The following is a 14,178-nucleotide window of genomic DNA, read 5'->3' on the forward strand; positions in this document are numbered from 1 at the left end:
GAAATTATAATGGTACCTGTATTGCTGATAGTTATTCCGTTGGTGAGTGGTTTGCTTGGGTTCCTGATAAAACAGGAAAAGAACGCGAAAGTATGGGCATTGTTAACCTCCATTATTACAATGGTTGTTTCCATACTGGGCATTGCCGTGTTACACAAGCCTGAATACCTGCAAGCCGATGTGGCCTGGTTACCCGATCTGGGCAGTCGTTTCTCATTGACCATGGATGGTATGAGCAAAATGCTGTGTTTGTTAACAGGTATTGCTTACCCCGGGATCTTTATCGCAACCTGGAACTCTACTTATAAAAACGCCCATCAGTTTTATGCCCTGATGTTGTTGATGCAAACGGGTTTAATGGGTGTGTTTGTGGCTTCCGATGCCTTGTTGTTCTACTTCTTCTGGGAACTGGCGCTTATTCCTGCTTACTTCCTGTGCTCCATCTGGGGTGGCGAAAGAAGAGTGGCCGTTACCTTCAAATTCTTTATATACACTTTTGTTGGCTCATTGCTGATGCTGGTGGCTATCATCTGGGTATACTTTCATACCCCCGATCATTCATTTGCCATGAGTTCTTTTTACAAAGTGAACCTGCCTGGTAACACGCAAGGCTGGTTATTCTGGTTGTTCTTCCTGGCGTTTGCCATTAAAATACCTTTATTCCCCTTTCATACCTGGCAGCCCGATACCTATGAGCAATCGCCTACAGCGGTTACGATGGTATTGAGCGGCATCATGGTTAAAATGGGGGTGTTTGGTATCCTGCGCTGGTTAGCACCGGTGGTGCCTGTTGGCTTGTGGGGCTATGGTGACCCTGCTGCCACCATGTGCGTGATCGGGATGATCTATGGTTCTATTCTTGCCATGCAGCAGGACGACCTGAAACGTTTTGTGGCTTATTCTTCCATTGCCCACATGGGATTGATGGGAATGGCCATATTCGTTACCTCTTCTATTGGTATACAGGGCGTAATGATCCAGATGTTCGCCCACGGTATCAATATCATCGGAATGTGGATTGTGGTAGAACTGATAGAGCGTCAGTTTCATACCCGTAAGATGAGTGAGCTGGGCGGCCTGGCGCAAAAGGCGCCTTCACTGGCCATTATGCTGGTAGTGATATCGCTGGCCAATGTAGCCCTGCCGCTTACCAATTCCTTTATTGGTGAGTTTATGATGTTTGATGGTGTATTCGGATCAAAATCATCTAACTATCATTACATATTTATGGTAGTGGGTGGTATCAGTATCATTCTGTCGGCCGTATATACTTTAAATATGTTGCAGAAAGTATTGTTTGGCAACACCAGCCCTTTAACTGCAAATGCTCATGATATAAAGATCAATGAGAAATTTGTGCTGGCTGTGCTGCTGATCGGCATTGTAGTAATGGGTGTTTATCCCAAGCCAATGATTGAAGCAACAAGGCATGCGGTAGATGCCATTTACTCAAAAATGTTTGTCAAATTACCATAAGCGAACGTATAGAATTGATTTATGAATGCAATTGTAATTTCTGCTGTTCTTGGTGTAGTGATGATGTTTTGTGGCGTGTTCACGGATAAAAAATCTGTTGTGCGCAACGTAGCTATTATTAGCCTGCTGGCTTTGGTAATTGCGAATGTGCTGGACATTGGTGGATATCATTTTTTTAATGTGAATACGAGGGGCATGCTGTCCTTCGACATCTTTGGCCTGTTGTTCAATACTATTGCCTTTGGCAGCACCTGGATCTATTTTCTGCTGAGCGGCAGGGATATGGAGCGTGTGGGCGTGAACCTGGCAGAATACTTTGCATTGATATTTTTTGTGCTGTGCGGTATCTCCATTGTATCTTCCTTCAGCTCCCTGCTGATGTTGTTCCTGGGTATCGAGATCATTTCTATTCCTTTATACATTTTAACCGGTAGTGATAAACGCAATCTGAAAAGTAATGAGGCTGCGCTGAAATACTTTTTGATGGGTTCTTTTTCAACCGGTATCATGCTTATGGGTATTACCCTGCTGTATGGCGTAAAAGGCAGTTTTAATATTGATGTGATCCGTATGGGCACTACCAATTTAACGCCTATGCTGGCAGCCGGTTTGTTATTGTTGTTATTCGCTATGTCGTTCAAGGTATCGGCAGCGCCGTTCCACTTCTGGACGCCCGATGCCTACGACGGTTCGCCCACCGTATTCACCGCTTTTATGGCAACTATTGTAAAGGTGGCTTACTTTATCGCCTTCATCCGGTTGTTTGAGGGTTGTTTTGGCGACGTGCAAAAACAATGGCAATTACTGATAGCTATTATTGCAGCAGCTACCTTGTTTATAGGCAACATCACTGCGGTGTTCCAACAGAGTGTAAAAAGAATGCTGTCGTATTCAAGTATTGCGCAGGCTGGCTTTATGCTGTTTGCCCTGGTTGCCATGAATGATATTGGCAAGGAAGGGATGATCTTTTATGCAGCTGCTTACAGCCTGGCTACCATCGGTATTTTCGCCGTGCTGTTGAAAATGAAAGATTATACGTTTGAAGGCTTTAACGGACTGGCCAAACGCCAACCCGTTCTGGCTGTTACCAACACCATATTCCTGTTATCACTGGCTGGTATACCTGCTACGGCTGGTTTCTGGGCCAAATTCTATATGTTATCGGCCGCCATCAACAATGGTAATGTAATGTGGCTGGTTATTGTAGGGGTGTTGTGTGCCGCCATCAGCGTGTACTATTATTTCCGCGTTATACAAGCCATGTATTTTAAAGAAGGCGAAGCCCAGGAAATTGAAACCTCTGCCGGTTTCAGGGGATTGCTGATCGCTATTGCGGCGATAGTGATAATTCTGGGTATTTTCCCGCACTGGCTGCTCGATCAGTTGCATAACTTATTTTATCTGTAAGCGGGAGAACCATTCATCACAGTTCTGGTTTACTGCCCGTAATATTTACTATATTAGGCTCACTAATATAGTATGACACTTCGCGATACACTCTCGCTGTCCTTTCGTACCGTACGCAGCAACAGATTGCGTACGGGTATTACAGTGGCAATAATTGCCCTGGGTATTACCGCACTTATAGGCATCAATACCGCTATTGTTGCCATTAAACAGAAATTTCTGGAAAGCTTTTCTTCCATGGGGGCTACCGGGTTTACCATCCGGTACCAGGAGCCGCGCCGTGGCTTTAACAATGAGGAAGTAAAAAAGGAGAAACGGGGAGCAAAGAAAGAGAAGAAATCGAACATGGGTAAACCCATTACCGTACATCAGGCAGAGGCATTTAAAGCCGCTTATACCTTCCCGGCACAGGTGAGCGCCAATATAGTGGGCGACCGCAGCGCCATTGTTGCGTATGAGAACCGGAAAACCAATCCTAATGTGTGGCTGGTGGGCGGCGACGAAAATTATACCGGGTTAAATGGGTTTGCTGTGGAAAATGGCCGTGACCTGAACCCCGTAGATATAGAAACCGGTCGTAATGTATGTTTGGTTGGAAAGGATATAGCTACCCGTTTTTTTGGCGAGAATGCCGAGCGGCCGCTGGACAAGATCATTCGCGTTGACAACATTCCTTTTCGCATTATTGGGGTATTAAAGCCCAAGGGCTCTACGTTTGGCCGCAGTTTGGATAACCTGGTTATTATTTCTTACAGCAACGTGCGGCGATATTTCAACAGCAATCCTAATGCTTCCTTTAATATCCAGGTAAAGGTGTCTGACATAAAATTGATAGACGGCGCCATTGGAGAGGCTACCAGTGCCTTCAGGCCCATCCGGCAGCTAACGGTTACCGAAACCGATAATTTCATGATCGACAAAAGCGACAGCTTTGCTGAAATGCTGATCCGCAACCTGAGCTTTATTACCATGGCGGCCTTGCTGATAGGGGTGATCACCCTGGTGGGCGCTGCTATTGGATTGATGAATATTATGCTGGTGGCGGTAACGGAGCGTACCAAAGAAATAGGGCTGGTGAAGGCCATCGGCGGTAAAAGGAAGAATATCCGGTACCAGTTCCTGTACGAATCCATCATCATCAGTTTGCTGGGCGCTGCATTTGGGATCGTACTGGGTATTATTTTAGGGAATATAGTAGGTATTTTATTAAGCACCAGTTTTGTTGTGCCCTGGGACTGGGTGCTTACCGGCGTAATTATTTGTTCGCTGGTGGGTTTGCTGGCGGGGTTGTATCCGGCGATAAAGGCGGGTAAGTTGAACCCGATTGAGGCGTTGAGATACGAGTAGAGCAACGGGCTACAAGCTACAAGCAATACACTTCTGCGCGGTAAAAGCCGCTGTAAGCCATAGGCCCTAAGTCATTGCGGAAACTTAAGAACTTACGAACTAAATAACTTAATAACTAAAACAAGAAGCCCCGACGTTACCGCCGGGGCTTTTGCTTTATAAATAACTCCAAAGGATTATCTGGGATTCAACACGCGATCGATGCGCTCGTTCAGGTCCTGTAAATGATACTTGCTCAGCTTATCGCCATAGGTGGCGGCAGCTGCGGCAATCTGGGCTTTCAGGGCACGCAGTTCGCCACGGGCCACTGAACTGATATCGGTTTTCTTAACGTCAACAGTAGGGCCGCCAAATGAAATGATAATACCGCCACCACCGCCGGCAGGCGCCGCAGGCGTAATAGAAGCCAGGGTGCTCATTCTTTCTACAAAAGATTTTTGCAGGTTACGGCGGAAATTATCAATAGGTGCATGCGTAGCCAGTTCGCTGAAGATACCTTTCTTCAGGTCCTCCATAAACTCATCGATGCGGTAGGCATTGGCATCGCGGTTGGTTTCGGTAATGAGGCGTGATAAACGGTTGGTGTTTAACAGCGCGCCCAGCCAAACATCCTGCAGACCGCTTATTTTATCTTCCACCGGAGAAGTTACCTTATCCATAATGGTTTTGTTCAATAACCAGGTAGGAGTGGTAAACAGGTTCTTTTGCAGGAAGGACATTGCTTCTTTTTGCAGGGCTTTTGGCACTACAGTATAAACTGCTCCATCCTGATCGGTTGTTTTTAAGTCGGTATAAGAACCACCGATATAGGTAACTGCATGACCCATATAACGGCTGAAGGTATTGTACACTTCATCATACAACTGATCGAGGTTTTTGTAATCGTCGGCTTTTTCATTAAGCCATTTAGGCAATTGGGGAAGGATCCATTTCAGGTTCTTGATACCATATTCATTGGCCTTCATGGCATCATCGCCCAGGCTTTCGGTTTGGGCACGTGGGTCAACCCCATCGGCATGGATAAAACGTAAGCGGGGATTGTTGTAACGGCTTTTTACCCAGTCGTTCAAAATGTCTCTTTCTTCATCTTCGGTTTTGCCAGGCAGCAATTTGTAGCCCCATTCAATTGACCACAGGTCGTAATCGCCAATGCGGGGATACATACCGGCAGAACCAATTTTATCTTCAGGCTGCGCCACATAGTTAAAACGGGCGTAATCCATGATGGAAGAAGTATGACCATGCTCTTCAACCCAGGCTTTATCGCGCAGTTTTTCAACCGGGGTAGCTGCGGAAGCGCCCATGTTGTGTGGCAAACCAAGGGTGTGGCCTACCTCGTGCGACGATACAAAGCGAATGAGATCGCCCATGAGCGAATCGTTAAAATGCGCGGTGCGGGCGCGGGGATCGCTGGGCGAAGCCTGGATCAGGTACCAGTTGTGCAGCAATAACATTACGTTATGGTACCAGTTGATATGCGATTCCAGGATCTCGCCACTGCGGGGATCGTGCACGTGGGGGCCCATGGCGTTAGGAATATCTGAAGGTTTGTATACAACGGCGCTATACCGGGCGTCTTCCAGGCTCCAGGTGCTGTCTTCCTCATGAGTAGGAGCACGGCGGGCCATGATGGCGTTTTTAAAACCGGCCTTTTCAAAAGCCTTTTGCCAGTCGTTAACCCCGGCAATCAGGTAAGGCACCCATTTTTCGGGGGTATTGGGGTCTATATAATAAATGATTGGTTTTTTAGGTTCAACCAGTTCACCGCGTTTGTATTTTTCCATGTCTTCCGGTTTGGGTTCCAGGCGCCAGCGGGTAATGAGGCTGATGTCTTTAACGCCCTGTGGATCGGCATCGAAATCGGTGTATTCTGTTGTGAAATAGGCTACGCGGTCGTCGTAATGGCGGGCCTGCATGGGATCTTTGGGCAACAGTACCAGCGAGCTGTTCAGCTCAAAGGTGGCATTGCCGGCAGGACCGGCAGAGGCGCCGGGGAAGGGACCGGGCGCAGGCATTCTGCTATAGGTTTTTACCGTTTTTATTTCGGTATTGATGGGGAAGCTTTTAATATCGGCGATGTACGATTTATCGGGTTGGGGGCCGCCGATGCGCAGGGCCTGTTTGAAATAAGAGGCAAAGAACAGGATGTCGTTATCGCTATTAATAAAATCAGTAATATCGATCACCACGCCGGTACTGTCTTTTGAAAAAGCCTTTATATCGAATGAAGCGGCAATAGGTTGAATATTGCTGGCCATTACCGATTTATACATGGGCTTGGTAGAGTCCTTGGCGTATACCGAGTAGGAAATATTGCGCATGAACAGGCGGTTATTGGGCGCTTTTTCAAAACGGATCACGTTTTCATTGATCTCGTCACCAGCATAACCAAAAAAGCCGGCACGGGTATTGGCGGGTGCTTTGGAGATGCGGTTAACTACCAATACATCCCTTCCTAATAAGGAATCACCCATTTCAAAGTACCATTTGTCTTCTATTCTGTGTACCGTAAAAAGCCCTTTGCGGGTTATTGCTTTGTCGGTTATAATTTCTTTGTAGGGTTTGGGACCGGTTTGTGGGGGCCGGGGGGCTACAGGGGCCGGTTTTTTAGCAGTATCTGCTGGGGCCGCCGGCGTACTGGATTTTTTTTGTGCATAGGTAATTGCACTACAACAAGCCAGGAGTACCAGCAGGGAAAGTCTCTTTTTCATCAGTAATAGTAATTGTTTTTTTGAGAGCCAGTAGAACAGGGGGGTACAACGTTTCATAATGGTGCGATACCTGAAATCTGTATTTTCCTATTCTTCTGAATGATTAGATCATTAAAAAAAATATAATGGATGAAGGTAGGGAAAACAAAATGTGTGCAGAAGAGGGCCGCTTACCGCTGGTCAAATAAATGTAATATAGTGTTCTTATAGACAAACAGAGGTAGAGGGAATAGGGGATTAAAAGTTTTTAATTGTCTATATGATGCTTACCCCGTTGGGGGTCATTGATTAACAGGCTTGTTTTGTTTCTAATTATGACATATATTGTTGCCGTTCTATTCAACCAAATCGCCTGTTTTTTAGGCGATCAGTTAAGAAATTTCTTAACTTGTGAACCTTATCAAAATTTTTCTTGATCAATTTGATCGAGTGAAATGACTTTTTCCTTAGAATTGTGAGCCCATTTAGAATCTACTGATAGCTTAAAATTTATAAAACACTAAAAAACACAATCATGGCTGAAACAAGACCCGTTGCGACTGCAACCGCAGCGAAGAGTAGTACATCTGTTCAACCTAAGAAGAAATCCAATTCCATTTCATGGTTAGCCCCCGTTATTTGTATTGTTGCCGGTTATATTATCTGGCGTTTTCTCCTCGGAGATCCTAGCAATTTTACTAATCCCGATCCTGCTGGCGGTTTTTGGCCTAAACATAAAGGACCGAAAAGTGGTTTGGTGAGAATGTATGATGGTGGTATTATCGTGCCTATCCTGATCGCGACTTTCTTAACAGTAATTACTTTCGTGATCGAGCGTTTGATGACTATTTCCAAAGCTACAGGTTCTGGTAACATCGCCGAATTCATCCGTAAAGTACAATATCACCTGGCTAATAAAAACGTTGACCAGGCTATTTCTGAGTGCGATCGTCAAAAAGGCAGCGTAGGTAACGTAATGAAAGCCGGTTTGCGCAAGTACAAAGAAATGATCTCTAATACTGAACTGGATACTGAACAAAAAGTATTGCAAATTCAGAAAGAGGTTGAAGAAGCTACAGCACTGGAACTGCCTATGCTGGAGAAAAACCTGGTGTTCCTTTCAACAATTGCCTCAGTGGCTACCCTGTTGGGTCTGTTGGGAACTGTATTAGGTATGATCGGATCGTTCGCCGCCCTGGCATCTGAAGGCGGTGGTGGTGCAGCTGCCGAGCTGTCAAGAGGTATCTCTGAAGCGTTGTATAATACCGCATTAGGTATCGGTACTTCAGCTATCTCTATCATCATGTATAACATCTTTACTACAAAGATCGACCATATTACTTATGGCATCGACGAATCTGGTTTCACCCTGACCCAAAGTTTTGCATCTCTGTACAAATAAGGGTAAACCCCAATTTGGGGAATTTGCTTTTTTTTGAGAATTACATTAGATGTGATATGGAAATTGGATCAATGTGAATCTTATACCAGAATCAGAAATAATTAAATTATGCCTAAAGTAAAAGTGCCGCGTAAGAGTACCTCTGTTGACATGACAGCGATGTGTGATGTGGCATTCCTGTTACTTTCTTTCTTCATCCTTACTACCAAATTCAAATCTGATGATGGGTTGGGCGTAGTAACACCTAACTCGGTGAGTACCAAGCCAACAGATGATAAGAACGTGGTTATGGTAACCATGGATAAAGAAGGTCACGCCTATTTTTCCGTTGGCGATAATAACACTGCTGAAAAGCAGGATATCATTGATATGATTGACCAGGGTAAAAACCTGGGGTTATCTGCCAAGGAAAAAGCTGCATTTGCAAGAAGTGGCTCATTTGTAGGGGTTCCTTTCTCAATGTTGAAGTCGTACCTGGATTTGAACGCCGATCAGGTAAAAAACTTCAAATCTCCGGGCATTCCTTTGGATACAGCTAACAACGAGTTGACTGTATGGATGAACGCAGCCACCCGTGCCTTCTCTGGTTCTAAAATGAACCTGTTGGTAAAAGGGGATAACAATGCGAAATATCCAACATTCAAAGGGGTGATCGATGCATTCAAAAGAAATGAAATATTTAAATTCTCGATGGTAACCAACCCCGAGGGGGTTCCGGAAGGAACGGCCCTGGCTGCTAAAAGAGCCACCGGTTCCAAAGAGGAGTAATAAAAGCGAATTAAATTCTTAACAACAAAATAAGTGCGACATGGCAGAAATGGATACCTCCTCTGGAGGGGGACATAAAAAAGGACCAGGCGTAAAGAAAGGGAAGAAACTTTCTACACGCGTTGACCTTACGCCAATGGTGGATTTGGGATTTCTGTTGATTACCTTTTTCATATTCACCACAACCATGAGCCAGCCCACTGCAATGAAGCTTTTCCTGCCTAAAGACACGGATAAGCCCGAAGAGCAGAATAAGGTAAAAGCGTCTGGCGCTTTGACCATTATGCTGGGCAAGAGCGATGGGGTGTATTATTATGAAGGAGAGTTGGCATCAGATGGTTCCAATTTCAAATCAAGCAACTTTAAAGATATCCGCAAGGAGATCATTGATAAAAAGAAATCAACTAATCCTCAGGACTTTGTAGTGGTTATTAAACCAGGCCCCGAGGCAAACTACAAAAACACGGTTGACATTCTTGATGAAATGACCATCAACGATGTTAAACGGTATGCGATGGTTGACATCTTTGATCAGGAAATTCAGCTGATGAAAGCCACTGAGGCAAGTCAGGGAATTAAATAAAGATTGCTTTATGGAAATCTGCATTCAATGCATCTAATTAAAAAGATTTTTTAATCATGGAAGTCAATAAAATATTAAGCGCTGATGTTCTTGACATCATCTTCGAGGGCCGGAATAAGGAATACGGTGCTTATGATCTGCGCAAAACTTATAATAAGCGGTTGGTCACATCGCTTCTTATAGTTGGTGCTCTTTGTCTTCTGCTGTTTATCGGATATTTAGCATCCGCTTTACTGGCAAACAAAGACGACAACAGCAAAGTGGTGGTGCAGGACGTGCAGCTCGAAGAAATAAAACAAGAGGAGAAAAAAGAGGAGCCGCCACCGCCGCCTCCGCCAAAACCACCAGATCCGCCAAAAGTGGAAATGGCAAAGTTCACACCTCCTAAGATCGTAAAAGATGAAGAGGTAAAAGAAGAGGAGAAACCACCAGAAGTAGAAAAACTGGAAGATACCAAGATCGGTCTTTCTAACCAGGAAGGTCAAAAAGACGAAGGTATTGTGGCTCCTCCGGTAGAAGACGGTGGAAAGGGAGTTGTGGAAGCACCTAAAAAAGACGATGAAGACTGGGATAAAACCTTTACGAAGGTGGAAATTGAGTCGGAGTACCCAGGTGGAGCAGCCGCATGGCAGCGTTACCTGAACAGGAACCTCCGCTATCCCCAGGAAGCTATCGATAACGAAGTACAAGGTGCTGTAGTTGTACAGTTCATTGTGGACAAAGAAGGTAATGTGAGTGAAGTTGAAGCCATTAGCGGGCCGCAGGAATTGCGTGCAGAAGCTATCCGGGTTATCAAGAAGAGTGGTAAATGGACACCAGCTGTACAAAACGGTCGCCAGGTTAAATCGTACAAGAAGCAACCGATCGTGTTCCGTCTCGAATCAGAAGGATAATACCGTAGGATATTAAATTATTTAAGTCCTCTCCGTTAAGGAGGGGACTTTTTTGTTTTTAACGGACGAATGCAATTAGCAAATGTGAAAATTGGCAAATGAAATACAGAGCTGTCAGCTACTGTAAATAAAGCAGCTCACGCGAAGTACTCACGTGAGCGTATTTCATTTTCACATTTGCTAATTTTCACATTATGGAATTGGTTAGGCTATGCATCTAAGTAATAAAGCATAGCCATGGAAAGTTCAACCATTCTAACAGCAGATGTGCTCGATATTATTTTCGAGGGGCGTAACAAAGAGTATGGCGCCTATGATCTGCGACGCACCTATGGCCGGCGTTTAACAGTATCCATAGCTGTTATGTTGTCGGTATCCCTCTTATTAGGTATTGGGTTTGCCTTTGCCGGCGAGAAAAAGCAAAAGCTAACGGAAGTGATCCTTCCACCAGATGTGGTGCTGAAAAAAATGCCTGATGAAGCACCAGTCGAGCCGCCACCACCACCGCCGCCACCCAAACTTCCTGTGCAACAAGTGCAGGTATTACAATTCACGCCACCAAGAATTGTAAACGAAGAGGTAAGAGAAGATGAAAAGCCACCTGAAATGACAACGCTGGAAGACACTAAGATCGGTACCATGACTGTAGATGGGACGAAAGATGATGGTACTGTAGCTCCTCCCATTGAAACTGGTACTACAGGCGTGATAGAAACCCCAAAGAAGGATGAAGAAGACTGGAACAAAGTATTTACCAAGGTAGAAATGGAATCGGAGTATCCGGGTGGCATGCCGGCCTGGGCCCGTTACCTGAACAAAAATCTTCGCTTTTCGCAGGAGGCTTTGGACAACGAGATACAGGGAACAGTAATAGTACAGTTCCTTGTTGACAAAGATGGAAACGTAAGCGATGTAGAAGCCATCAGCGGACCAATGGAGCATCGCGCTGAAGCAGTACGTGTAATTAAGAAAAGTGGTAAATGGACACCGGCTATACAAAATGGCCGCCAGGTAAAGTCGTACAAGAAGCAACCAATCGTATTCCGTATTGAAACGGAAGGGTAAGATTCCAAATGGGCAATATGAATCCTCTCCATTACGGAGGGGATTTTTTGTTTTATATAGTATCGGATTTGAAAATATTATTATGGAAAGTATTAGGGTATGCATCTTAGTAATAAATAATAGCCATGGAAAGTTCAACCATTCTAACAGCAGATGTGCTCGATATTTTATTCGAAGGACGTAATAAGGACTATGGCGCTTATGATCTGCGGCGCACTTACCGCAAACGGTTAACAGTGTCCATAACTGTTATGTTGTCTATGATCTGCATGCTGTTTATCGGCTTCGCCTTTGCCGGTAAAAAAACGAAGATCGACCCGGTGTTTGATACAAAAGAGATTACCTTGTCTTCTGTAAAAACACCCGATAAGCCAGTTGAATTGCCTCCCCCACCTGTAAAAACACCAGCTGCACCTGCACAAATGAAGACGATAGCAGATGTTGTCCCTAAGATTGTGCCTGATAACCAGGTTAAGCCAGAGGAAATGCCACCGGTTAATGACGACCTGGAAAATGTAAAGATTGGCAATGTGACTAACCCGAACGGAGCAGATGATGATGGAACAGTTACCGGACCCATTGGTGATGGCGTGGTAAAAGGTTTGATTGAACAACCCCAAAAAGCTGATGAAGAGGAGGATGGGATAGTGCTCAAGGTTGAGATTGAATCGGAGTATCCTGGTGGTCCATCTGCCTGGGTGCGGTTCCTGAAAAAGAGCCTTAATTATCCGCAGGATGCCATTGAAAACGGGGTACAGGGGGCTGTAGTGGTTCAGTTTATTGTAGACAAGGAAGGCAATGTGAGCGAGGTGCAGGCGGTGAGCGGCCCGGAAGATTTGCGCGCCGAAGCGGTACGGGTAATTAAGAGAAGTGGTAAATGGACGCCGGCCATTCAAAATGGTCACAAGGTGAAATCGTACAAAAGGCAACCCATCGGGTTTCAATTAGCTTCCGAATAAGGTAGTCTGTTTTTCGCTTCGCTCTATAAGGCGGGCTCCAGGTGGGGGCCCGTCCTTTTTTTACCCCCAACCCGCCAGCTGGCGGAGAGCTATGTGTGCTGCGTTAAGCCTTTTGCATTAAGCGTTCTGCGTTTTCGTATTTTTGCCCCGTTTAAAAAGTACATATGCACGGAAAAGCAATCGGCTGGGATGATACTATTGTAGCACTGGCAACCGCCCAGGGAATTGGGGCTATTGGCGTTATACGGTTAAGCGGGCGGCAGTCCATTGACATTGTGAACCGGTTATTCCCGGCAAAAGACCTTACCCAGGCGCCCTCGCATACCCTGCATGTGGGCTATTTAAAAGAAAATGGAAAGGTGCTGGATGAAGTGGTTATTTCGCTGTTTAAAGGCCCAAAATCATACACAGGCGAAGATGTGATAGAAATATCCGGCCATGGGTCTCCCTACGTTTTACAGCAGATAATACAGGCCTGCGTAAACCAGGGCGCCCGGCTGGCCAAACCCGGGGAATATACCCAACGTGCCTTTTTAAATGGCAAACTCGACCTGGCCCAGGCCGAAGCCGTGGCCGATCTTATTGCCAGCAATACCGAGGCAAGCAGAAAAACAGCCCTCCACAACATCCGCGGCGGTTTTTCAGAACGGTTGAGCAGCCTGCGGGAGCGGTTAATCAAATTCTCGGCCCTTATAGAACTGGAGCTCGACTTTTCGCAGGAAGATGTGGAGTTTGCCGACCGTACCCAACTGTATGAATTGCTGACCGAAGTTCAGCAAACCACCCAACAACTGGCTTCCTCCTTTCAGTTAGGCAATGTGATCAAGAATGGAGTGAGTGTGGCCATCATTGGTAAACCCAATGCCGGTAAATCGACCCTGTTGAATGCCCTGCTCAATGAGAACCGGGCCATTGTAAGCGATATTGCTGGTACCACCCGGGATACCATTGAAGAAGTGCTGAATATCGATGGCATCCTGTTCCGTCTTATCGACACAGCCGGAATTCGCGAACATACTCATGATGTAATTGAAAGCATTGGCATGGAAAAAGCCCTGGCCAAAATGCAACAGGCCGATGTGGTGATTTACCTGTTTGACGTAAATGAAATTACCCCAGCCGAGCTGCAGGCGACCATTAATGAATTCAACAATAAAAAACTGAAATACGTACTCGTTGGGAATAAAGCCGATGCTTCACCTGAAGCAGCTCTGCGTGATAAATTCAGCAGTATTGCCGGCATTACATTCATTTCCGCGAAAGAGAACCGGCATACCGAAGTACTGAAAGAAAAGCTGGTTGACCTGGTACTACAGGGCAAGGTTACCGCCGATGATACTATCATCACCAATGCCCGGCACTTTCATGCTTTACAGGAAGTGTTACAATCGCTGATAGATATCCGCAATGGCTTGGATAACAATATTCCCAGTGACCTGATCGCGCTCGACATTCGCCGATGCTTACACTATTTGGGTGAGATCACCGGTGAGATCACCACGGAGGATCAGCTGGATTATATTTTTAGTAAGTTCTGTATCGGCAAATAAATGACTAGTGGATAATGAATTGATTGAAAATGTAAAAT

At 45.4% G+C, this 14,178-nt stretch carries 11 protein-coding genes; 10 read left to right on the forward strand and 1 reads right to left on the reverse strand.

The features are described 5' to 3' along the window. Positions 1 to 9 precede the first annotated feature (9 nt). The 3 genes from NIAKO_RS34820 to NIAKO_RS34830 all read left to right on the forward strand — a co-directional run bounded on the left by NIAKO_RS34820 (position 10) and on the right by NIAKO_RS34830 (position 4,230). Positions 10 to 1,476 (forward strand): complex I subunit 4 family protein, encoded by a 1,467-nt coding sequence (locus NIAKO_RS34820; RefSeq protein WP_014223206.1) that lies wholly within the window; start codon positions 10 to 12, stop codon positions 1,474 to 1,476. A gap of 21 nt (positions 1,477 to 1,497) precedes the next feature. Next, positions 1,498 to 2,883, forward strand: coding sequence for an NADH-quinone oxidoreductase subunit N (locus NIAKO_RS34825; RefSeq protein WP_014223207.1), 1,386 nt, complete (start codon positions 1,498 to 1,500; stop codon positions 2,881 to 2,883). Positions 2,884 to 2,955: 72 nt separating this feature from the next. Next, positions 2,956 to 4,230, forward strand: a complete 1,275-nt coding sequence (locus tag NIAKO_RS34830) for an ABC transporter permease (protein ID WP_014223208.1) — start codon at positions 2,956 to 2,958, stop codon at positions 4,228 to 4,230. Positions 4,231 to 4,406: 176 nt separating this feature from the next. Here the strand turns inward: NIAKO_RS34830 and NIAKO_RS34835 are convergent, their stop codons facing one another. Beyond that, complete coding sequence (locus tag NIAKO_RS34835) at positions 4,407 to 6,941, reverse strand: zinc-dependent metalloprotease (protein WP_014223209.1); 2,535 nt, start codon at positions 6,939 to 6,941, stop codon at positions 4,407 to 4,409. 514 nt (positions 6,942 to 7,455) lie between these two features. Between NIAKO_RS34835 and NIAKO_RS34840 the strand changes: the two genes are divergently transcribed. The 7 genes from NIAKO_RS34840 (at position 7,456) to mnmE (ending at position 14,140) form a co-directional block, all read left to right on the forward strand. After that, positions 7,456 to 8,322: a MotA/TolQ/ExbB proton channel family protein gene (locus tag NIAKO_RS34840; RefSeq protein WP_014223210.1), complete on the forward strand. Its 867-nt coding sequence runs from the start codon at positions 7,456 to 7,458 to the stop codon at positions 8,320 to 8,322. Positions 8,323 to 8,430: 108 nt separating this feature from the next. Then, the gene (locus tag NIAKO_RS34845) at positions 8,431 to 9,090 is read left to right on the forward strand and encodes an ExbD/TolR family protein (RefSeq protein WP_014223211.1); all 660 of its coding nucleotides are present in this window, start codon (positions 8,431 to 8,433) and stop codon (positions 9,088 to 9,090) included. A 40-nt stretch (positions 9,091 to 9,130) separates the two neighbouring features. Further along, a complete protein-coding gene (locus tag NIAKO_RS34850) occupies positions 9,131 to 9,673 on the forward strand; it encodes an ExbD/TolR family protein (RefSeq protein ID WP_014223212.1) in 543 nt (180 codons plus the stop codon). Between the two features lie 56 nt (positions 9,674 to 9,729). Next, a complete protein-coding gene (locus tag NIAKO_RS34855; protein WP_014223213.1) occupies positions 9,730 to 10,566 on the forward strand; it encodes an energy transducer TonB in 837 nt (278 codons plus the stop codon). A 237-nt stretch (positions 10,567 to 10,803) separates the two neighbouring features. Next, the gene (locus NIAKO_RS34860; RefSeq protein WP_014223214.1) at positions 10,804 to 11,631 is read left to right on the forward strand and encodes an energy transducer TonB; all 828 of its coding nucleotides are present in this window, start codon (positions 10,804 to 10,806) and stop codon (positions 11,629 to 11,631) included. Between the two features lie 125 nt (positions 11,632 to 11,756). Further along, positions 11,757 to 12,590, forward strand: a complete 834-nt coding sequence (locus NIAKO_RS34865) for an energy transducer TonB (RefSeq protein ID WP_014223216.1) — start codon at positions 11,757 to 11,759, stop codon at positions 12,588 to 12,590. Between the two features lie 164 nt (positions 12,591 to 12,754). Further along, positions 12,755 to 14,140 (forward strand): tRNA uridine-5-carboxymethylaminomethyl(34) synthesis GTPase MnmE, encoded by a 1,386-nt coding sequence (mnmE, locus tag NIAKO_RS34870; protein ID WP_014223217.1) that lies wholly within the window; start codon positions 12,755 to 12,757, stop codon positions 14,138 to 14,140. Positions 14,141 to 14,178: the final 38 nt, after the last annotated feature.

This window comes from Niastella koreensis GR20-10 (genome assembly GCF_000246855.1).
Classification (GTDB): Bacteria; Bacteroidota; Bacteroidia; order Chitinophagales; family Chitinophagaceae; genus Niastella; species Niastella koreensis.

Excerpts from the sequence above, each read along its gene's own strand:
- mnmE (WP_014223217.1), top strand. The coding sequence starts at position 12,755 with ATGCACGGAAAAGCAATCGGCTGGGATGATACTATTGTAGCACTGGCA.
- NIAKO_RS34830 (WP_014223208.1), top strand. The coding sequence starts at position 2,956 with ATGACACTTCGCGATACACTCTCGCTGTCCTTTCGTACCGTACGCAGC.
- NIAKO_RS34840 (WP_014223210.1), top strand. The coding sequence starts at position 7,456 with ATGGCTGAAACAAGACCCGTTGCGACTGCAACCGCAGCGAAGAGTAGT.
- NIAKO_RS34820 (WP_014223206.1), top strand. The coding sequence starts at position 10 with ATGGTACCTGTATTGCTGATAGTTATTCCGTTGGTGAGTGGTTTGCTT.
- NIAKO_RS34855 (WP_014223213.1), top strand. The coding sequence starts at position 9,730 with ATGGAAGTCAATAAAATATTAAGCGCTGATGTTCTTGACATCATCTTC.
- NIAKO_RS34850 (WP_014223212.1), top strand. The coding sequence starts at position 9,131 with ATGGCAGAAATGGATACCTCCTCTGGAGGGGGACATAAAAAAGGACCA.
- NIAKO_RS34845 (WP_014223211.1), top strand. The coding sequence starts at position 8,431 with ATGCCTAAAGTAAAAGTGCCGCGTAAGAGTACCTCTGTTGACATGACA.
- NIAKO_RS34860 (WP_014223214.1), top strand. The coding sequence starts at position 10,804 with ATGGAAAGTTCAACCATTCTAACAGCAGATGTGCTCGATATTATTTTC.
- NIAKO_RS34825 (WP_014223207.1), top strand. The coding sequence starts at position 1,498 with ATGAATGCAATTGTAATTTCTGCTGTTCTTGGTGTAGTGATGATGTTT.
- NIAKO_RS34865 (WP_014223216.1), top strand. The coding sequence starts at position 11,757 with ATGGAAAGTTCAACCATTCTAACAGCAGATGTGCTCGATATTTTATTC.
- NIAKO_RS34835 (WP_014223209.1), bottom strand. The coding sequence starts at position 6,941 with ATGAAAAAGAGACTTTCCCTGCTGGTACTCCTGGCTTGTTGTAGTGCA.